The 20903-nt window shown below is 40.8% G+C and carries 17 protein-coding genes and 5 pseudogenes; 1 reads left to right on the forward strand and 21 read right to left on the reverse strand.

The window, feature by feature from the left end:
- Positions 1-4 precede the first annotated feature (4 nt).
- From D2A30_06810 to D2A30_06910, 21 genes and pseudogenes are all read right to left on the reverse strand, one after another.
- A pseudogene (locus tag D2A30_06810) lies at positions 5-769 on the reverse strand (hypothetical protein).
- Positions 770-896: 127 nt separating this feature from the next.
- Positions 897-1553 carry a CBS domain-containing protein gene (locus D2A30_06815; protein ID ULL21305.1) on the reverse strand — a complete coding sequence of 219 codons (657 nt, stop codon included), beginning with the start codon at positions 1551-1553 and terminating at the stop codon, positions 897-899.
- Positions 1554-1673: 120 nt separating this feature from the next.
- Complete coding sequence (locus D2A30_06820; protein ID ULL21306.1) at positions 1674-2801, reverse strand: acetylornithine transaminase; 1128 nt, start codon at positions 2799-2801, stop codon at positions 1674-1676.
- Positions 2802-2809: 8 nt separating this feature from the next.
- Complete coding sequence (gene argB / locus D2A30_06825; GenBank protein ULL21307.1) at positions 2810-3544, reverse strand: acetylglutamate kinase; 735 nt, start codon at positions 3542-3544, stop codon at positions 2810-2812.
- A gap of 15 nt (positions 3545-3559) precedes the next feature.
- Complete coding sequence (gene argJ, locus D2A30_06830; protein ID ULL21308.1) at positions 3560-4753, reverse strand: bifunctional glutamate N-acetyltransferase/amino-acid acetyltransferase ArgJ; 1194 nt, start codon at positions 4751-4753, stop codon at positions 3560-3562.
- A gap of 12 nt (positions 4754-4765) precedes the next feature.
- Positions 4766-5788: an N-acetyl-gamma-glutamyl-phosphate reductase gene (locus D2A30_06835; GenBank protein ID ULL21309.1), complete on the reverse strand. Its 1023-nt coding sequence runs from the start codon at positions 5786-5788 to the stop codon at positions 4766-4768.
- A gap of 259 nt (positions 5789-6047) precedes the next feature.
- A complete protein-coding gene (locus D2A30_06840; GenBank protein ID ULL21310.1) occupies positions 6048-6413 on the reverse strand; it encodes a glyoxalase in 366 nt (121 codons plus the stop codon).
- 59 nt (positions 6414-6472) lie between these two features.
- Positions 6473-6790, reverse strand: a complete 318-nt coding sequence (locus D2A30_06845; protein ID ULL21311.1) for a LapA family protein — start codon at positions 6788-6790, stop codon at positions 6473-6475.
- 239 nt (positions 6791-7029) lie between these two features.
- Positions 7030-7857, reverse strand: coding sequence for a methyltransferase domain-containing protein (locus D2A30_06850; GenBank protein ULL21312.1), 828 nt, complete (start codon positions 7855-7857; stop codon positions 7030-7032).
- Between the two features lies 1 nt (position 7858).
- Positions 7859-8334 (reverse strand): annotated as a pseudogene (locus D2A30_06855) (DUF3955 domain-containing protein).
- A gap of 358 nt (positions 8335-8692) precedes the next feature.
- Positions 8693-8788 (reverse strand): hypothetical protein, encoded by a 96-nt coding sequence (locus tag D2A30_06860; GenBank protein ULL21313.1) that lies wholly within the window; start codon positions 8786-8788, stop codon positions 8693-8695.
- A 45-nt stretch (positions 8789-8833) separates the two neighbouring features.
- Positions 8834-10732 (reverse strand): ABC transporter ATP-binding protein, encoded by a 1899-nt coding sequence (locus D2A30_06865; GenBank protein ID ULL21314.1) that lies wholly within the window; start codon positions 10730-10732, stop codon positions 8834-8836.
- A 106-nt stretch (positions 10733-10838) separates the two neighbouring features.
- A complete protein-coding gene (locus tag D2A30_06870; protein ID ULL21315.1) occupies positions 10839-11195 on the reverse strand; it encodes a hypothetical protein in 357 nt (118 codons plus the stop codon).
- Between the two features lie 43 nt (positions 11196-11238).
- Positions 11239-11937: pseudogene (locus D2A30_06875) on the reverse strand (protease).
- A gap of 65 nt (positions 11938-12002) precedes the next feature.
- A complete protein-coding gene (locus tag D2A30_06880; protein ID ULL21316.1) occupies positions 12003-12779 on the reverse strand; it encodes an esterase family protein in 777 nt (258 codons plus the stop codon).
- A 60-nt stretch (positions 12780-12839) separates the two neighbouring features.
- Positions 12840-14501: a ribonuclease J gene (locus tag D2A30_06885; GenBank protein ID ULL21317.1), complete on the reverse strand. Its 1662-nt coding sequence runs from the start codon at positions 14499-14501 to the stop codon at positions 12840-12842.
- Positions 14502-14847: 346 nt separating this feature from the next.
- Positions 14848-15330: pseudogene (locus tag D2A30_06890) on the reverse strand (prolyl-tRNA synthetase associated domain-containing protein).
- Positions 15331-15673: 343 nt separating this feature from the next.
- Entirely contained in the window at positions 15674-16432 is a 759-nt protein-coding gene (locus tag D2A30_06895) for an ATP-binding cassette domain-containing protein (protein ID ULL21318.1), read from the reverse strand.
- Positions 16429-17295 (reverse strand): ABC transporter permease, encoded by an 867-nt coding sequence (locus D2A30_06900; protein ID ULL21319.1) that lies wholly within the window; start codon positions 17293-17295, stop codon positions 16429-16431. Before D2A30_06900 ends, D2A30_06895 begins: the two co-directional genes overlap by 4 nt.
- Before the next feature lie 14 nt (positions 17296-17309).
- Positions 17310-18311 (reverse strand): ABC transporter substrate-binding protein, encoded by a 1002-nt coding sequence (locus tag D2A30_06905; GenBank protein ID ULL21320.1) that lies wholly within the window; start codon positions 18309-18311, stop codon positions 17310-17312.
- 95 nt (positions 18312-18406) lie between these two features.
- Positions 18407-18599, reverse strand: a pseudogene (locus D2A30_06910) (hypothetical protein).
- Between the two features lie 630 nt (positions 18600-19229).
- Here D2A30_06910 and D2A30_06915 point away from each other — a divergent pair.
- Positions 19230-20891, forward strand: coding sequence for a fibronectin/fibrinogen-binding protein (locus D2A30_06915; protein ULL21321.1), 1662 nt, complete (start codon positions 19230-19232; stop codon positions 20889-20891).
- Positions 20892-20903 lie beyond the last annotated feature (12 nt).

A 20903-nucleotide genomic window follows, 5' to 3' on the forward strand; every position in this document is an offset into this window, starting at 1 on the left:
TTCTTTACTCCTCTTCCCTTTTCATCATACGTAGACTGACTTCAAAGTCTTGCATATCAGCTTCATTAAATTTCTTAATGGTATCGTCCAAATCCTTATCGAAACTTTCCATGGCCAATTTTGCCTGTGTCAAGCGTTCTTCTGCGTTGAAATAATCTTTTGGCGATTTCTTTATTTTTACATATCCTTGTAAAATATCGTTAAATCGTTGCATGTTGGCCTCATGAATAGCTGTCAACTCTTCCTTTTTATCGCTTGTATTTTCTAGCTTTTCAAGAATAACAAGATTGTCTCTTTGGATATTGCAATAGGTTTCTAAAATCTCTGGCGCAATTTCTGAAATCATTGCTTTTTCATCCATTACCTTACCACCACTAGGTGAAACTTGTTCACTCGTTTCTTTTTCTACCTTAGTTTCTGGTAATTTCAATTGGTATTTCAGTTGCAAAGTATCAACAGCTTCTTTGCTTGCATAAGTGTCAAGGTATTTTCCAACCTTTTGATACAGTTGATCCAGTTCGAACAATTGACCTAGCAGGCGTTTACGCAACTGCAGGACTGACTGATTCTCTCCCTTTTCTGCTAGCAACTCTTGGTGTTTTTCATAGCCAGAACGAATTGAAAATATCAAGGTTTGTATTCGTTTTATTTGGTCACTATTCAAGAATCTGTGGATGTCATCTCGTTTATAAACATATCCTACCAATAATCCTATTGGCACTAGAATATACCAATAATTAATAATAAAACTTAGCGCCAAAAGTAGCAAAAACCAATTGTATTTTTTATGATTGTGACCCATAATGCCTCCACATACACGATATACATTATTATATCACATTCCTCTAAAATACTAGAAATATACCAAAAGAAAAAGCCAAGAAAAATCTTGACCTTTAGATATTTTTTGCGACTGTTGGAACGAGGCTGTCAACTTCAATTCCTGCATCTTCAAAGAGTGACCTAACTTCTTCTAGATCAACCTTCCCTTCAATTTGTACTTCAATGACTACTTTTCCTGATTTAGTAGCAATTTGTACAGTTGAGACGATATTATATTCTTTGTCCGAAACCAGACGAATAATTTTTCCCAATTCCCCAGCTTTATTGTCAACGATGAAACGAGCACGAACTCCTTCTTCACCGTAACCAGAGACTTGTAAAAATGAAGCAAATATATCGCGATCGGTAATCACACCATATAATTGGTCATTGTCAACGACAGGAAGAATACCCACTTTATTTTTGTACATCAAATAGGTAGCATCTTCAAGACTGGCATAAGCTGAAACAGTGATCACATCCTTGATCATGACATCCTTGACCTTGGTTTTATTGAGTAGATAGTTCATCTCATAGATAGATAAACTAGTAGCTTTAGAAGGACTTGCCTCTGCAATAGTTCCCTCAGTCACCAAGCCGACCAATTTATCATTTTCAATGACAGGCAGACGGTGCAAATCCTGTTCACGCATGAGATCAGCAGCATGAGCAATCGTTGTCTCTGGAGAAATGTAAACAACCTTTCGAGTCATAAAATCTTTAACAGACATGAGATACCTCCTTAGTTTCCTATGGATTCATTATAACACAAAAGCGAAAACGATTTCAATGTTTTGTAAAAATAATTGAAAATACTTCGTGTTTTCTTTTCTCATTCTTCCAGACAATTTTCAAGATAAACACTCGGCTAAAATAGAAACGGCCCTTTCTATCTCCTCTTCTGTAATGGTTAATGGGGGTAAGAGACGAATCACATCACTTCCAGCCGTCAAGACGATTAGACCATTCTTACGTGCCTGTGTGACTATTGTGCCCAAATCACCAGTAACTTGGATTCCCAGCATCAAACCAAGCCCGCGGATGGCTACTACTGTTGGTAAGTTACCAAGCTGTTTTGCCAATTGATCTTGTAAGTAGCTAGCCTTAACACGAACTTTGGCAAGAAAATCTTCGGTCAGGATTTCCAACACTGCCTTACTACTGGATAGTACTAGTTTATTGCCCCCAAAAGTCGTACCATGACTACCGTAGGTAAAGGCCGTACCTAGAGCTGACTTTCCAAGCATGGCTCCAACGGGTAGACCATTGGCCAAGCCTTTGGCCAAGGTAATAATATCTGGTGAAATACCGTATTGCTGATATGCAAAAAGCGTTCCAGTTCGCCCAATTCCTGTTTGTACTTCATCGACAATAAGGAGGAGGCCTTGCTCTTTACAATAGTGGGCTAATTCCGCAACAAAATCCTTCTCAGCTGGAATGACACCTCCCTCACCTTGAACCAATTCTAACATAACAGCTGCAGTGTTTTCGGTAACCAATTGTTTTACAGACTCTAGATCATTGTAAATCGCATAGTGAAATCCTTCAACAAGTGGTCCAAAACCAAGTTGTATTTTTTCTTGCCCTGTAGCTGACATCGCACCAAAGGTTCTTCCATGGAAGGATTGTTTAAAAGTAATAATGTCCGATTTACCTGAGAATTTACGAGCTAATTTTATGGCAGCTTCATTGCTCTCTGCTCCACTATTGCAGAAAAATGCCAAATAATCTTCATCCCCAATCAATAAGTCTGCGACTTTTTCTTGGAGACTATTTTGATAGAGATTTGGACTATGCCAAATGGCTTCCAATTGCTCCGAGACTGCTTGCTTGACTTGCTTATGGAAACCTAAATTTGTGACCCCAATTCCAGAAGAGAAGTCCAGATAGAAATTTCCTTCCTTATCCACCAAGTAATTGTCAGCTGCTTTGATAAATTCAATGGATTCACGTTTGTAATTTTGAAATAGTTTTGTCATAGAACCTCCTACGCTAGACAAATCAAGGTGCCCCTGCTCAGATTGTCACTGATGAGTACTGTCTCAACCCCCGCTTGAACCGTTTGACTGGCTCCTTTTATTTTTGGAATCATTCCACCAGTAATAATCCCCGATTGGATTTTTTCTTCAATTTGAGTAGTATTTAAAGTTGGTAGGATTGCACCATCTTCTTTCACACCAGGTACATCTGTCATTAATATCAATCGTTCTGCTTTTAAGGCAACCGCTATTGCTGTGGCTACGTAGTCTGCATTGATATTTAACAATTGTTCATCACAAACACCCATTGAGCCAATCACTGGTATCATACCTTCTGACATAATCGCTTCTAATGGCTGTGTATGGACCTTTGTAATCTGACCCACAAAGCCATACTTTTCTTGATTCAAATAATCAGCCTCAATTATTTTACCAAGACTTGATTTGATTTGAATACTATCGCATCCTGCATTGTTTAAGCTACTGGTGATGCTTGGGCCAACGATTTGAAATAGGCTATATTCCACTAATTTCATGACATCATTGCTCGTCACACGTAGACCATCAATCTTCTCGACTGAGAGATGTTGCTCTGCCATTAATTTATCAATCGCAAAGCCACCACCGTGCACAACAACAATCTGTTTACCTTCTTTGTGCCACTGTTTGATTTGCTTCACGCAACTCTGAGATAGTTGTTGACTGGCCAATCCACCAATTTTTATAACGATACTGTTTTTCATATTACACCTCACTAATTAGGTCCGATACAAAGCATTAATTTTTACATAGTCATAGGATAAATCGCATCCCCAAGCACGTCCGCTGGCCGATCCCATCTTTAGATGAACTTGGATATCAATAGTGCTTCCTTTGAGAACCTTTTGCATTTGCTGGCTATCAAACGACAAAGGACTTGAGTCTACCATGACTGGAATACCACATAGCTCAATATCAATTGCGGTAGGATCAATCTCAACACCTGCATAACCAATTGCAGCAATAATTCTACCCCAGTTTGCATCCTCACCAAATATGGCTGTTTTGACTAAACTTGAGCCTACTATACTCTTAGCCACCATCCGTGCAGCAAGTGGAGTTGTGGCTCCAGTCACATCTACTTGAATTAATTTTGTTGCTCCCTCGCCATCCTTGGCAATCATTTTAGCTAATTCTGTCATCACAAGATGCAACATGGAAACAAACTGCGCGTACTCTTGTGAGCCTTCCTGAATTTCTGCGGACGTAGCACAACCATTCGCAAGGACCAAGACCATGTCATTGGTAGAAGTATCCCCGTCCACTGTAATCTGGTTAAAACTCGTTTCGACCTCTTCACTCAGAGCTTTTTGCAGAAGCGAACTTGAAATAGATGCATCGCAAGTAATGAAGGCTAACATGGTTGCCATATTGGGGTGAATCATACCTGATCCCTTGGCAACACCAGACATGGTCACCGTAGAACCAAAAATCTCTTCTTGAACTGTGATGGTTTTGGTTCCAGTATCTGTCGTTAAAATAGCTTGAGCAAACTGTTCCGCATGACCATCTAGGTCTAGCTGCTTTAAACCTGATGCAACAGTCTGGAGAGGTAAAAATTCCCCAATCACACCAGTTGAAGCAATCCCAACTAAATCCTTCTCAATCCCCAGTTGGTTTGCACTTGCTTCTTGCATAAACAAGGCATCTTCAAAGCCTTTTTGACCAGTACAGGAGTTTGCAACCCCAGAGTTTACTACAATTGCTTGCATCTGTTGCTTAGTCGCTATTGATTGTTTGGTAACAAGTAGCGGGGCTGCTATAACTTTATTGGTTGTATAAACACCTGCAACGCTGGCAGGAACTTTGGAAACAATCCAGCCAAAATCTAGTTTTTCTTTCTTAAAACCTGCGTGGACTCCATCAGCTGTAAACCCTTCGGGACTCGCAATCGTGCCATCAATAATCTTCATTTTCAATCCTTTCTAGATAAACGTTGGTAAATTGAGCAGACCAGCTGTTTCTTCAAAGCCAAATAATTGATTCATATTTTGAACAGCTTGTCCAGCTGCACCTTTTATCAAATTATCCAAGACTGCTACAACCGTTAAAATACCTGTTGTGGGGTTGTAAGCAAAACCAATATCTGTATAATTGGATCCAATCACATGATGTAAATCAGGTAAGTGTCGTCGGACACGTACAAAGGGTTTATCTTGATATGCCTCTTGATAGATCTCAAACAAGGCTTCCTCACTCAACTCATTTTCCAATTTCAAATATGCAGTAGCGACAATTCCACGAGAAAGAGGCAAAAGTGACGTTGAAAATTGAATATGCTCCACTCGCTCATCGAATTGTTGAAGCATTTGAACAATTTCAGGAATATGCTGGTGCTTATTTAGTTTATAAGTCACATAATTCCCCTGAATATGAACAAAATGACTTGCTGAGGTTGGAACTTTACCAGCACCACTCAAACCGCTCTTGGCATCAACAATCACACTACTTGGATCCACAATTTTCTTCTGTAATAAAGGAATCAATGCTAACTCCGTGGCAGTCGCATAACAACCTGGATTTGCCACAAATTTTTGTGAGGTCAAATTAGAAAATTCTGTTAGTCCGTAAGAAAACTGTGCAATCACATCCTCACTAGCTGGTTCCTTTCCATACCATTGTTTATAGGTTTTCGCAGGTAAACGATGATCCCCTGACAAATCGATGACTGGAAATTGATTTTGAACGAAGACAGTAGCTAAATCTTTGGAAATCCCACTGGGAGTTGCAAAAAATACTAAATCAGCAATTTCCATGATACGTTCTGCATTAAACTCCTCGATAAGGTGATCGAAAACATCCGTTACATGTGGATAAATATACGATATTCTTTGGCCAACTTCTTTACTGGCATGGACAGAAACAACATCGACATGCGGATGATTTTTCAATATTCTAAGCAATTCCAGTCCACTATATCCAGTAACACCAACAATCGAAACTTTCATTCCATACCCCCAATAGTAATTATGCTGACTAGTTTATCGCATTTTTATACAATTGTCAATATTTCATTGCATAAAAATACAAAAAATATTTAATGATGAACATTCGAAGTTTCATATTAACTTTAATTGAATGATGATTCTGATATTTTCAGGAAATTTTTAAACTTCTATCCAAACAAAAAAATACTCCTAGAATTGCGAGTGGATAGAATCCACCTTCTACTCTAGAAGTATTTGTACACAAATCATATGAACACGATTAGCCTTTTACAGCAAAATAGTGTCTGCTTGGGCTAGTAAAATTGAAGTTAGGGAATGGCTCAGCATTCACTGGGCTACATGTATCCGTCAAAGCAGCTATTCGCTCTTGCAATGCTTGAATGTCATTTGACTCAAATAACACACTTGGTGTCATGTCAACGACTTCAGGCGATACTTGACGAATAAATTCTTTTGCATAGACTGTAATAGTTGTAGATGCTTCAGCATGGAGTTTCATGTCGAATGTTTCAAAGCCCATCATTTCAGCTTCATTCAAAATCGTAAAGCCAGCTGCTTTCCAAAAAGCCTTCTCAGTAGCAACGTCTTCTACGTACAACATCAAACCAAATTCTTTTGTAAACATGAATTCTCCTCAAACTATGTTCAAATGCAAGCTGATATACTGGCCACATTCGATTCACTCTATTTATGTGAGTCTGTATTTTCTTTGTTTTGTAGTGCAGGTAATTCTGTTAACTCTTTTTTCAAATTCTTGATTTCACTCTTTAACGAAAGATTTTTGGTTAAGCCTATTAAGTATTGGATGACTATTCCAATGAGAAGCGAACCAATTATTACCAAAATCAAAGGCATACGAAATTGACCGAACAAATAATGGACAATAACGTCTTGACGATTGACTAATGAAAGAACAACTGTCAAAATAATCACGAGCAATAAACCAATAAGTGATAATTTCTGTTTCATCATAACTCCTTTTCTACTATGACAGTCTAGCATAAGAATCAGAACATAGCAAGAAACACTTCTTTGAACTTACCTCAAATTGAATTGAAGAAAAATTTATCAATTACTATTTTAAACCACTATTTCCATTTTTCAAGAAAAGCTGTCAGCTCTGCCTGTGCTTCTTGCGTGGTGCCGACTAGCTATTTTTGGATGAAACCGAAAAATTCATATTAACAATGCTTTAAATACACAGTTAATGTGCACTTTTTAACCATTAATCATCCTTTCTTTCACTTCCGGCCAACCAAAAGCACACCTTCAATGGTAATTTCAGTCAACTGCTTTAAGTCCAGCCTAGACTGGTCCACTTGGAAAAAGAGGGGTGTCATATCTGCCAATACTTGAGCATGATCGGCAGAAATCGGCAGGGTACGACTGACAAAGACCTCTTCAACCTGTCCCACATAAGCCTTAAAATGCTCCACTATATCACGATTATCATAGGACTCCTTGCGGAGTTGGTCTTTGGCTAAATGGCGGAGCTCCTTGAGGTGATTGGGTCCTGGGACCAACTTGAGAATAGCCCCACCAGCTTTCAGCACTCTGGCAAACTCCTGATAATTGGCTGGGGAAAAGATGTCCAAAATCCCTTCAATTGCTTGATCTTGAATAGGTAACTTGGTCAAGTCACCGACAAACCATTTGACCGACTTGGTGCTGTCTGTCCTTGCTGCCAAGAGAATGGAATCCTTAGAAATATCAAAAGCAAGAATGTCCAAGTCCATTTTCTCTGCTAATTTGCGAGAATAAAAGCCCTCTCCACAGCCGATGTCCAAGACAGACCGCAAGCCCAGCTCTGCTATTTTTCCCTCCAAAGCCTCATAGAGATGATTGTAATAGCCTGCCTCTAAAAAGGCCTGGCGATTTTCAAAGCTAGACTTGTGGTAGTTGGCAGACTGCTTGACTTGAGGGGCCAGATTGACATAGCCCTGCTTGGCAATGTCAAAAGTATGGCGGTTGGGACAGCGAAGAATGTTCTGGTCAAGACCAAGAGCCTGCCCACAATGTGGACAAGCGAAAAATTGGTCGCTATTGCTAAAACGTGGGTGTTTGGTCATGTTAAGTATTTTCTTTTCTAAAGTGGTGCAGGGCTAGTCCTGATAGGAGCGAGGCAACGGCTCCTGTAATGACTAGCAAGTAGCCAATTGGGAGCAGGTAGAAGTTTTCGTGTAGAATGCCATTGGAATCGACATATTCGACGGAATTAGCCTTGATGATAAAGCAGACAAGGCCTAAAACTATGAGAAAGCTTCCATAATGGTAATGGTCAGGTGCATCTGGGTACGACGGCCTTCGCGACCGTCCTTGACTAGTTTTTCTGTCATGTTGTTCATGGCAGTTCCTCCTAAGATAAGATGATTTAGGGAGATTGAAAAGACAGAGGACATGAGAATCAAGAGTTCCAAGTTGGGTAGGTTTTTGTCATTTTCCCAGTTGGAAACAGCCTGCCGTCTCACATTGAGTTTGAGGGCAAACTGTTCTTGGGTCAAGCCTTCCTTCTTGCGTAAGTCTTTGATTTGTTGTCCAAAGTTCATTTCGTTCTCCTTTTCGGGAGCGGGACAGAACTCGAAAAATGAAAAAGAGTTCGTCAACAAGTCTTTATTTCTAGTTGTTGAGCTAAAACGGTCTATCCCCAGACTTCAATTTATGTGAGCTGACTGCCGTCAGCTTATATCTCCCACTTTAAAAGGTCTCCCAGACCTTTTAAACTCCCACCCCCGCACAGCTTAAACTGTCAGGGGGACAGTTTAAGGTTGGGAATAAAGCGAACAAAGTTCGCAACATTCGTTAGGTCAGATTTGAAGTGTGCAACACGAACAAATCTGCCAATCAACCACTGCGCTGAGATGTTGACACCAACTTCGAGAAGAGATGCTAATCTCTATACTTATCTTAGCTTGTCGGTCGATGTTTTCCAAGAATGGCTGGCTTGCTCTGGACTTTTTTAGCGAAAGGTGGTCTTGCTAACTCCGCAAGTCCTGCTTGCAAGCCTGTTCTATCAAGGTATTAGGCTAGTGTCAATTTCCTGTCAATCTAGCCTAACTGATCGGATAAGTCTTCCCATTCTTCCATGAGGCTTTCTTGTTGGTTTGTCAGTTGGTCGATTTCTTTTTGGTAATCGGTCAGCGAACCAATGTCATTGGTTTCTAGCATGGCTTGGTTGAGCTCACTCAGACGGTTTTCGATATTCTCAATTTCTACCTCGATTTGCTCGATGCGACGGGCCAATTTGCGTTGCTCTTTTAGATTTTCCTTTTGAGCTTGGTAGTCCATGGCTCCGGCTGATTGGTTAGCGGTTTCTATCTGGTCAGGCTGGGCTTCTGCTTCCAGCTCTGCTTTTTTCTCCAAATAATAATCATAATCGCCCAAATAGAGTGTGGAGCCAGTTTCCGAGATTTCCAGCACCTTGGTGGCGACGCGGTTGATGAAATAGCGGTCGTGGCTGACAAAAAGCAGGGTGCCGTCAAAGTCGATGAGGGCATTTTCCAGGACCTCCTTGCTGTCAATATCCAAGTGGTTGGTCGGCTCATCAAGGATGAGGAAGTTGTTGTTTTCCATGGACAGCTTGGCGAGGAGCAGGCGGGCTTTTTCCCCACCAGATAGCATAGAGACAGACTTTTTGACATCGTCACCTGAGAAAAGGAAAGCTCCAAGGCGATTGCGGATTTCCACTTCAGGTGTAGTCGGAAAGGCTGACCAGAGCTCCTCCAAGACTGTGTTGGAAGGCGTCAGGGCCGACTGAGTCTGGTCGTAGTAACCCACTTCCACATTGGCACCTAGCTTGGCTTCCCCTTTGATAAATGGCAGAGCTCCGATGATGGATTTGAGCAGGGTTGTTTTTCCGATTCCATTCGGGCCGACAATGGCAATGGCATCTAGCTTTCTTTGGTCAATGGAAATAGGCTGAGAAAGTGTTTCTCCATCGTAACCCACCGCAGCATTTTCCACAGTCAAGACAATATTGCCAGAAGTCTTATCCGACTGGAAGGTCATATTAGCAGATTTTTTACCAGTTGTTGGCTTGTCCAGTCGCTCCATTTTTTCCAACTGCTTGCGTCTAGCCTGGGCACGCTTGGTGGTCGAAGCTCGAACGATATTTTTTTGGACAAAGTCTTCTAACTTGGCAATTTCCTTTTGTTGTTTCTCATAGTTTTGCAACTCGGTCTGCAGCTTCTGTTCTTTTAGCTCAACAAACTGAGAATAATTCCCCACATAACGATCCAAGGAATGTTTAGTCAAATCCAGAGTGACAGTTGCTACCTTATCTAAGAAATAGCGGTCATGGCTGACAATAATCAAGGCTCCTTTGTAATGCACTAGGTAGTTTTCCAGCCAGGCAATCGTGTCAATGTCCAGGTGGTTGGTTGGTTCATCCAGCACCAATAATTCTGGGCTTTCAAGCAACATTTTTGCCAGTGCAAGACGAGTATTCTGCCCCCCAGAGAGCTCAGAGATTTTCATATCCCACATGGTCTGGTCAAACTTAAAACCATTCAAAATAGCACGGATGTCTGCCTCATAGTTAAAACCACCAGCCAGATGAAATTCTTCTGACAAGTTATCGTAGGTCTTCATCAACTGGTCAAGTTCACTACCAGAAAAACTGCCCATCTGCTCTTCCATACCACGTAGACGTTTTTCTGTCGTCCGCAAGTCGTCAAAGACATGGAGCATCTCATCGTAAATGGTATTTTCCGACTGGAATCGACTGTCCTGTGCCAGATAAGAAAGGGATAGATCCCGTTTGGTAGAGATCTCACCGCTAGTTGCTGCTTCTTCTCCGACAAGGATTTTTAGCAAGGTGGACTTGCCTGCGCCATTTTTTCCGACAAGGGCAATCCGATCCCGTTCATCTACTTGAATGTTGATATTGTTAAATAAAACTTCGCCCGCAAAGGAGCGCTCAATCTTGTTTCCACTTAGTATAATCATAAAAATATTGTACCACAAATTAGCATCGTCGTGCGGTATCCTATTTCTAAATTACGCAAAAAACAGCGACTTTTCAGTTGCTGTTTTCACGTTATTTTCAAATTTTCTAACCTAAGCCATTCAGTAGTTCCTTATTCTGCCAAAGCAGGTAAAGACCACCAACAATAATGATGACCATGATCATAAACTTAATCAAGCCTTTCACAAATCGAATGATGACTAGCAATATCATAGAGACAATCAACCATCCCCATGCAGAGGAATTCAATAATGATTCCATTCCAGCAAGGCTGTTCCCCGCCAAATCACGCACCGGGGCAGGAATTTTTTCCACCCAGTCAGATGATAGACCCAATTGATTCATAATTGACTGCCCACTTGTCTTCAGCCATGCAAAAATGCCGGCATTGTATAGAAATAGCAGAGCTTGCTCAGGATATCGCTTTAATAAATTGCGAAACATGTTAAGATAGACTCCTTTATTTATTTTGTGATTCAATTATCAGTCAATACGTAGTATAAAGCTGGACAACTGCATCAATATCTGCCTGCTGAATACCATGATTGGAACCCGCTGACTCCATGACAGAGGTTTGATTATCTTTGTGGTCTAGACCAATCGCGTGTCCCAATTCGTGTTCAGCTGTGTGAACAATCCGGTCCATATCATAACCATATTGTTCATTTAACAAATAATAACTATTTAAGCGAACCGTTACTGAATTATAATAATTCGTAAGTAAGTTCGTTGTCGAATTGGCTTCGCCTGCTGCCTGCGTATTTCCATCCTTCATCTCAGTTGCGATAATATCGGCCTGACTCGGATCAGTCGTCACAACAAATGTGAAGGCACCCGTGGCATTCCAATTTGCAATAGCTGTCTGATAGGCAGCAACAAACGTTGGATTCTGAGTTTAGATATAAATGGTCGCAGTATTACTTTCCCAACGGCCATGATCAGCTGTATTCACCGTATCAGTTGTGAGGTGTTTAATGGTATCAACACCTTCTTCTAAAGAAACTTCTGATTGTCCATTGACCATTAATTGAACTTCTTGTGCCAATGTTTGAAGCATTTGAGGGGCCGCATCTTTTTGAAAATAGAACAACAATCCCAAACCACAGACGATGACCACCATTGATAACCAAACTAAGCCCCAAATCGTTCGCCAACTCCACAGAAAAATACTTTTAATAACATTCATAAACTATACCTCTACCTAGAAATAGGTTTCAGTATAGCTAAATTTTCTAAATCTTTTCTTAAAACTTAAGATAATCTTTCTTCCAATTCAAAATCAATTGGTAACCAGGTTAAAACCTTTTCAATCTGCTGGTTCCAATAATACCATTCGTGTTTGCCTGGACCAACACTTGCTTCAATATCCAAACCAGCTTTTTTTAAAGCAACAATCGCCTTTTGATGGCCATCAAAGAGAAAATCTTCTTCCCCACACCAGACATAGAACTTTGTTTTTTTATCCGATTGTTTGACCATCTCTAGCAAACTATTTGGATTTTTTGTGTCAGAAATATCCCCAAAAACTCCCTGCCAGTAGGCCATATTTCCTAAGGACGCTGAGGCGGGATTGTCAAAATCAAACTGGAGAGCTCCTGACAAAGATGCTGCATAAGAAAAACGATTTGTCCCCAGTGCCAATTTAAAAGCACCATAACCACCCATTGACAAACCAGCTATAAAGTTCTTTTCGCGCTGATCAGACATATTTGGGAAGAATCGTTTCAAAATCTGAGGCAATTCAATCGCAAAGGCGTCATAGTAATTCATACCATAAGTAGTATTGGTATACCAGCCCTTATCTGTATTGACCATAACAACAATGAGATTGGTATAGCGAACCAGTCGTTCAATTGTCGACCGATTGAGCCAGGAGTCGTGGTTCCCTCCCATTCCATGTAGGAGATATAAAACAGGAATGTCTTTATCATCTGAATTTTCAACCTGATTCCGGTCTGGATAAAGGACATTGACCTGCCTAGACATATCCAATACTTCCGAGTGATATTCTATTTTCATAATAGCCATATATTTCTCCTTATTGGAAAGAGCCTGAGTTATCCTCGGCTCTTGACAAATTCATTAATCTCATTTAACTTCCATAATCACTGGCAAAATAGCTGGGCGACGTTTAGTCTGTTCAAATAGGAATTTAGTGAGGTCATCGCGAACAGCAGTTTTCAACTCTGTCCAGTCAAAACGATCTTTTGTAAAGTAATTTTCAACTGTTGCATTTACTAACTCTGAGGACTCACGCAAGATATCTTTACTCTTCTTGACATAGACAAATCCACGGGTATTGACTTTTGTCTTAGAAATAATTTTCTTTTCACGACGATTGACTGTAATTGCTACAATAAAGATGCCGTCTTCAGAGAGAATTTTACGATCACGCAGAACAATATTTCCAACATCCCCAATTGCATTACCATCAATCATCACATCACCAGAAGGTACGGCACCATTGTGAACAAAGTCTCCATCTTCGAAGGACATCACATCACCGCGTTTGACGATGATAATATTCTCTGGGTACATACCGATTTCAGTAGCAGCTTTTGCATGAGCCTCCAATTGACGGTATTCCCCTTGGATTGGGAAAAGATATTTGGGCTTCATGATATTCATCATCAATTGAAGATCTCTAGAACTCCCATGACCTGACACGCGCAATTTCTTCGCAATGGATTGTACAACACCACCAGCTTTGTACACTAAGTTTTCAACACGGGCTACCACCGCTTCTTTTGAAATACTTGGAGTCGTAACAATATAAACTAAATCTCCATCCTTGATTTCAACATACCTGTGTCTACCGATAGCCATTTTTCTCAAGCCATTCAAAGGCTCCCCCATACGACCTGTTTCAAGAATAATGAGCTCATGGTCCTCATACTTCGCAATGTCTTTCGGCTTCACAAGTAGTTTTTCACTGACAAGATGCAACTTCTTCAGTTGAATTGCTGTACGGACAATGTTCTCCACGTCATGACCCGTTAGGACAATACGGCGACCTGTTTTTTCCGCAGCATCAAAAATTTGTTGGATACGGACAATATTGCTGGCAACTGCTGCAACAATGATACGACCATCCCAATCCGCAATTGTATTAAGAATTTCTTCCCTTGCTTCATGCATACTTGCACCCTGTTCATTGCTGTCTGCATTGGCAGAATCAGACAAGAGCGCTAAAACTCCCTCATTACCAATCTCAGCTAAGCGACTAAAATCAGTCTTGTAGAATTTATCTGCCGCCTGGTCAAATTTAAAATCACCTGTATATACAATATTGCCTTGGTCCGTTTTAATCACCACTCCCAAGCTTTCAGGAATGGAGTGAGTTGTTTGAAAGAAAGAAACAACCGAATCCCCAAAATCTATTTCAGTCTTCTCATTGATCACATGAAAATCATTGAATTTTTTCGTTGCATTATTATTTTTAACAAGCAATTTTACTAATTCAATCGTCAAATGCGAACCAAATACCGGCACCTTCACTTTTTCCAGAAGGTATGGAAGCGCCCCAATAGCATCCGCATGCCCATGCGATAAAAAGATTCCTGCTACACGGTGCTTATTTTCTTCCAAATATTCAAAGTTCGGAACGACAATATCCACACCAAGTTGTTCATTTTCTGGATACTTTGCACCCGCATCCAAAACAAATATATGCTCATTTACTTCGGCAATATAGAGGTTTTTCCCATTTTCCCGAACACCACCAAGAGCCATAATTTTAATTGTGCTCATCTTTACTCCTTTTGGACATCCCACAGGTGTCCATTTTATTTTTCTTACCAACGGTCCTTGGGATTCCCAAGTCGAATTACAGTCTGCTATATCCGAATTTTCAATTTTTATGAAATGAGTTTGAAAAATCCATCATCAAAACTATTTCTAAATCCATATTTCTATATAGCTATCGTTTCTATTATACATTTTTTCAAGAAAATTTACAAAAACTCCGCTGAAAATCAACGAAGTTTCTATAAATAAATTTGTAACAAAATCTCTTTTGTCCCCATTTGATGACGTCCATGCGAACCAAATCCATAGATACTCTTAAAAATTGAAAAACAAACTACTTCATACTTCCTCACAATTCAACGATATGGGCATGAAAACCAATTTTCTCAACAAAACATAAAACATCCTCAGTCTTGACAAAAATTGTTTTGGTATTCATATTTGGATGGAAGGTTAATATGGGTTTAGCTAAAATTTCTTTGTCAAAATAGACTTGAATATCCTTTTCAACATTATGCTACAAACCAAAAATAGAGACCACTCCAGCTGGCAAGCACATCTTTTCCATCAAACTATCACTGGAGGCCATCCGAATAGGATTGACTCCAACCAAATCACGAAAGTGCTCCATATCTAACTGTTTCTGGTCATCCATGATCAACAAATAGAAAGCTGTTTTCTTTTTGTTTGTCAGAAACATAGACTTGGTGCGGACTCCTTCTAATCCTTTTGTAAAGCGGTCCGCATCTTCTGTGGTCAGAGCAGCTGGATGCTCAATAAACTCGTAATCAATTCCTAATTCTGCCAGTTTATTAAAAACAAGGTTTTCCATGACGCCACCTCTCTATGTATAGTCGAATGAATTAGCTTTCAGACAAGAAACTGAGATGCAGGTAGCTAGAACAGCCTAGTGGGCTGTTCTAGGTTGGAAATCAGACTTGCGAAACAAGTCACTTTCGTAGAGTACGGCAAACCGAAAGTGACGATATATCAAAACTAATTCAAATGACTATATTTAAGTATAGTATACTTCATTTTTTAGATCACTCAAAGGAAAAGAAAAGCCTGGATTGCTCCAGACTTTAGGACCTGTATTCACAAGTGAAATGCTCTGAGTTAAGTCTAGTTTTGTGCTAAAACTAGACTTAGAAGTACTGAACTATGAATACAAATTCTTAATCAAACAATTTATAATAATCTTCCAGTTTCATCTTAGATTTTTCTTCAGCAGTCTGATCCTGAATGATCTGACCATTTTTCATGACAATCAGTCGATTGCCGTGACGCAACGCATCTTCCATCTGATGAGTTACCATAAGCGCAGTCATTCCCTTGGTCGCAATCAATTCATCCGTTAACTGCATCAAGGATTGACTGGTTTTGGGGTCAAGTGCAGCAGTATGCTCATCCAATAACAATAATTCTGGTTGTTTCAAACTCGCCATCAAGAGACTCAATGCCTGACGTTGACCACCTGATAAAAGCCCTGCTGGCGTTTCCAAATGTTTTTCCAAACCATTTCCAACTCGCGGTAAGAGTTGAGCAAATTCCTCTATCTGTTGAGATAATTTACGTGGTACCAACCCCCGTCCCTCGCCACGGTATTTTGCGATGAGCAGGTTTTCAGCCACCGTCATACGAGGAGATGTTCCCATTTTCGGATCTTGAAAGACACGAGCCAAGTATTTTGCTCGCTTCTCTGCAGGCCAATTGGTTACATCCTCACCAAGAATATGAACCGAACCACTGGTCAAGGGCAAGGTTCCTGCAATGACATTAAAAAGTGTTGACTTTCCAGCTCCATTACCACCTAAAATTGTAATAAAATCCCCTTGGTAGATGGTCAGATTCACCTTATCTAAGATGACACGCTCTTCATTAAATCCATTGGTCACTACTTTAGTAGCATTTTTTAATTCTACAATTGCTTTCATCTTGACAAACTAGCTCCTTTCAACACTTTGTTTCTCAACTCGGGAACCATGAGACAGATTGCCAAAATCATAGCAGAGAAGATACGAAGGTAGCTAGTATTGATTCCCAGTGAAATAACACCGAGAATTAAGAATTGGTAAAAGATAGCACCTACAGCAATGGCCAATAATCGCTCCAGCATGGTCAGATTTCCATAAAGAACTTCACCGATGATGAGACTTGCCATTCCAACCACAATGACACCGATACCACGAGAAACATCCGCATAGCCTTCCTGTTGTGCAATTAAGGCTCCAGCAAGAGCAATAATCCCGTTTGAAAGTACTAAACCGAGCAATTCCATTCTGCTGGTGTAGATACCAAAACTACGAGCCATATCTGGATTGTCCCCTGTCGCGATAAAAGCTTGTCCAAGTTTTGTATATAGGAAGAACATCAAAGCTGCAATCACTAAGGCAACACTTCCCAAACCTAACAACAAGCTATTGACCTGATCAGAAAAAGGAAGTAAATCTTGTAAACGATTCGTATTCAACAAGCCCAAATTAGCACGACCCATGATGAATAATATAACAGAGTGGCAGGAAGACATCACTAATATACCAGCCAAAAGCGTGGGGATTTTCCCCTTAGTATATAACAAGCCCGTAACTAATCCTGCCATGCACCCTGCCAAAACAGCTGCCAAAGTTGCCAAAACAGGATGAACTCCCTGAGTGAGCAAGGTAACAGCAACTGCACCACCTAGAGGGAAAGAGCCTTCGGTTGTCATATCTGGAAAATTCAATATTCTAAACGTGACGAATATTCCTAAACCAAGTACAGCCCATAAAAGAGCTTGTGAAACTGTTGATACAATCATAACTATCCTTTGTTTTATTCAATAACTTTACTTGCCTGATTGATTACATCATCAGACAATGTAATTCCTAATTCTTTAGCAACTTTTTGGTTAACGACAACGGTTCCTTCATTAAAAATTTGTACAGGTGTATCCGCTGGATTCGCACCATCAAGAATTTTTGCAGTCATTTTACCAGTTGCGACACCCAAGTCATATTGACTGAGGGTAACAGATGCGATACCACCGCCTTCGACCATGTCTTCTACGCTTGTGAAAATCGGTGTTTTGCTTTTATTCGCCACAGAAACAACTGTTGAAAATGCAGATGCAACCGTATTATCTACTGGGGTGAAGAGGGCATCTACCTTGCTGCTTGCCACCTCTACAGTAGAAGCCAATTCATTGCTTGATGCAACTGCATATTCAAGAACTGTATAGCCAGCCTCTTCTGCTGCTGCCTTAAATTCAGCAACTTGAATTTTTGAATTGTCTTCGTTTGAGGAGTAAAGAACACCGATTGTTTTTGCATCTGGTGTAATTTCTTTAATGAGAGAAACTGTATCTGCTACTGGTGTTTGGTCAGATACTCCTGTAATATTTCCACCAGGATTTTTCAAGTCAGTTACCAAGTTAGCACCAACAGGATCTGTTACAGCCCCCATGATAATAGGTAATTCTGTCGTAGCGTTTGCTAATCCCTGTGCAGCAGGTGTCGCAATACCAATCAATAGCTCATTGCCATTGTCCACCAATTTTTTACTCATGGTTTGAACCTGTGACTGATCACCTTCTGCATTCATAAAATCAATGGAGAGATTCTCAGTTGTAGTATAGCCACCTTCTTCTAGTCCTGCTTTGATTCCTTTGTAAATTTCGTCTAGTGAATCATGCGTCACAAATTGGAGGACCCCAATTTTAACTTTTTCTGTGCTATTCGTTGAATTGTTCTGTTCTTTTTGCGTCAAAAACAAGGCAGCAACCACCATCACAGTAAGGGCAATAATTGTAGCAAGTAAATTCTTATTTTTCATCATATCTAATTCTCCTTTTTAATAAACAAATCCTACATCATCAGTATACTATTCCACCATCGCCATCGTTTCATCATGATTACCTCATTTAGATAATAGTCTTTCAGTTTGCTTTTAGTACTAGGCAACGAGCTGCAGTCAGCTTGTACAGTCGAGTGACTGTACAAGGTTGGAAATAGCACTTGCGGAGCAAGTCACCCCTGCAGAGTACGGCAAAGCGAGTTCAAATAATGATAAAATTATTTGAAGTTGGAAATATGGAAACGAAGTTTCCTCATTCGTCGACGTAATAAAAGATAAACTGAATGACTAAAGGAAAAAGCCCCCGCAGGAAAAACCAACCTGCGAGGGCGTCAATGACACGGTGCCACCTCACTTATGGGAATTGTATAGAATCCTCCCATATCTCATCTCCTCTAACAAGGAGTTGCACTGTAAGGTGTGCGGACCAAACTATCATTGTTTTAAGTTCATTTGCGTGATTGATTTGGCTGAAAACTTCATATACCGCTAGTATAAGCTACGTCGACCTGCCTCGTACTCAGCCAAAACAGTCTACGCAAAGTATGTTACACCAAACAATCCTTGTGAATTTAGGGTATTTTAGGACTAGGGAGCCGGGTGAAGGCAGTACTTGTGGAACGGCAAAACCGACTAACGACGTCATAAAATAGACATAAATACACGTCAGCCCATTTCATAAAACTCCGCCACCTGTTCCCAGTACCACAGGCTCCCTGAAGACTTCTGCTTTACTACTTCTTCTGATTAAAAAAATTATACGGCATCAAAAAGTCTTTGTCAAGGCTTTTGATTAAATTTTCTGAAAATTTTTCTTCTGGCTACGTACTGAGTCTCATCAAAAAATCTATGAAATATGATATACTAGACTGAGTTATAGCTATTAGAAAGAGGAAAACCATGTCTTTTGACGGATTTTTTTTACATCACATGACGGCTGAGTTAAGGGCAAATTTAGAAGGTGGGCGGATTCAGAAAATCAACCAGCCCTTTGAACAGGAAATTGTTCTGAACATCCGAAGCAACCGTCAGAGCCATAAATTGCTCTTGTCTGCACATTCCATTTTGGGCCGTGTCCAACTTACTCAAACAGAATTTACAAATCCTAAGGTGCCTAATACCTTTACTATGATTCTGAGGAAGTATTTACAAGGTGCGGTTATCGAGGAAATTAAACAGCTAGAAAACGATCGGATTTTAGAGTTTTCGGTGTCCAACAAGGACGAGATTGGAGACCATATCCAAGCTACCTTGATAGTAGAAATCATGGGAAAACATAGCAATATCATCTTGGTAGATAAGTCTGAACAGAAGATTATCGAGGCTATCAAGCACGTTGGTTTCTCGCAAAATTCCTACCGAACTATCTTGCCTGGTTCCACCTACATTCGACCGCCGGAGACGCATTCTCTCAACCCTTACACGGTATCTGACGAGAAATTATTTGAAATCCTATCGACTCAGGAACTGAGTCCTATAAATCTCCAACAGGTCTTTCAAGGTTTGGGGCGGGATACGGCTTCTGAACTGGCCAGTCATTTGCAGACAGACCGTCTGAAGAACTTCCGAGCCTTTTTTGACCAGGCTACACATCCTAGCCTGACAGACAAGTCCTATGCTGCTTTGCCATTTGCCAATAGCCCTGAAAACCAGCCACACTTTGAAAGCCTGAGCAGTCTGCTGGACTTCTACTATCAGGACAAAGCGGAGCGGGATCGGGTGGCCCAACAGGCCAATGAGCTGATCAAGCGGGTGGCCAGTGAGTTAGAGAAGAATCGCAAGAAGCTGATCAAGCAGGAGCAGGAATTGGCGGATACGGAGACGGCGGAGTTGGTGCGGCAAAAGGGTGAGCTCCTGACCACATACCTGCATCAGGTACCCAACGACCAGCCGAGCGTGCGGTTAGACAACTACTATACGGGCCAGGAGCTGGAAATTGAGTTGGACGTAACACTTACTCCTAGCCAGAATGCCCAACGTTACTTCAAGAAATACCAGAAACTCAAGGAAGCGGTCAAGCACCTAACCAACTTGATTGAGGAGACCAAGTCGACCATTGTCTATCTGGAGTCCGTTGACACCATGCTGGGACAGGCTAGTCTGGCTGAAATTGATGAGATCCGCGAGGAATTGATTGAAACAGGCTACCTCAAGCGTCGCCACCGTGAGAAAATCCATAAACGTCAGAAACCTGAGCGTTACTTGGCGACGGACGGGAAAACCATTATTCTGGTTGGAAAGAATAACCTGCAAAATGATGAATTGACCTTCAAAATGGCCAAAAAAGGCGAACTCTGGTTCCATGCCAAAGACATTCCAGGTAGTCATGTGGTCATCACAGACAACTTGGACCCAAGTGACGAAGTCAAGACAGATGCGGCGGAACTAGCTGCCTACTTCTCCAAGGCAAGGCATTCTAACTTAGTTCAAGTCGATATGATTGAAGCTAAGAAATTGCATAAGCCAACAGGTGGCAAGCCTGGTTTTGTGACCTATCGCGGTCAGAAAACCCTCCGTGTCACCCCAACAGAAGAAAAAATAAAGACCATGAAAATCAATTAATTTTCATGGTCT

The organism is Streptococcus suis (assembly GCA_022354845.1).
Lineage (GTDB): Bacteria > Bacillota > Bacilli > Lactobacillales > Streptococcaceae > Streptococcus > Streptococcus suis_AA.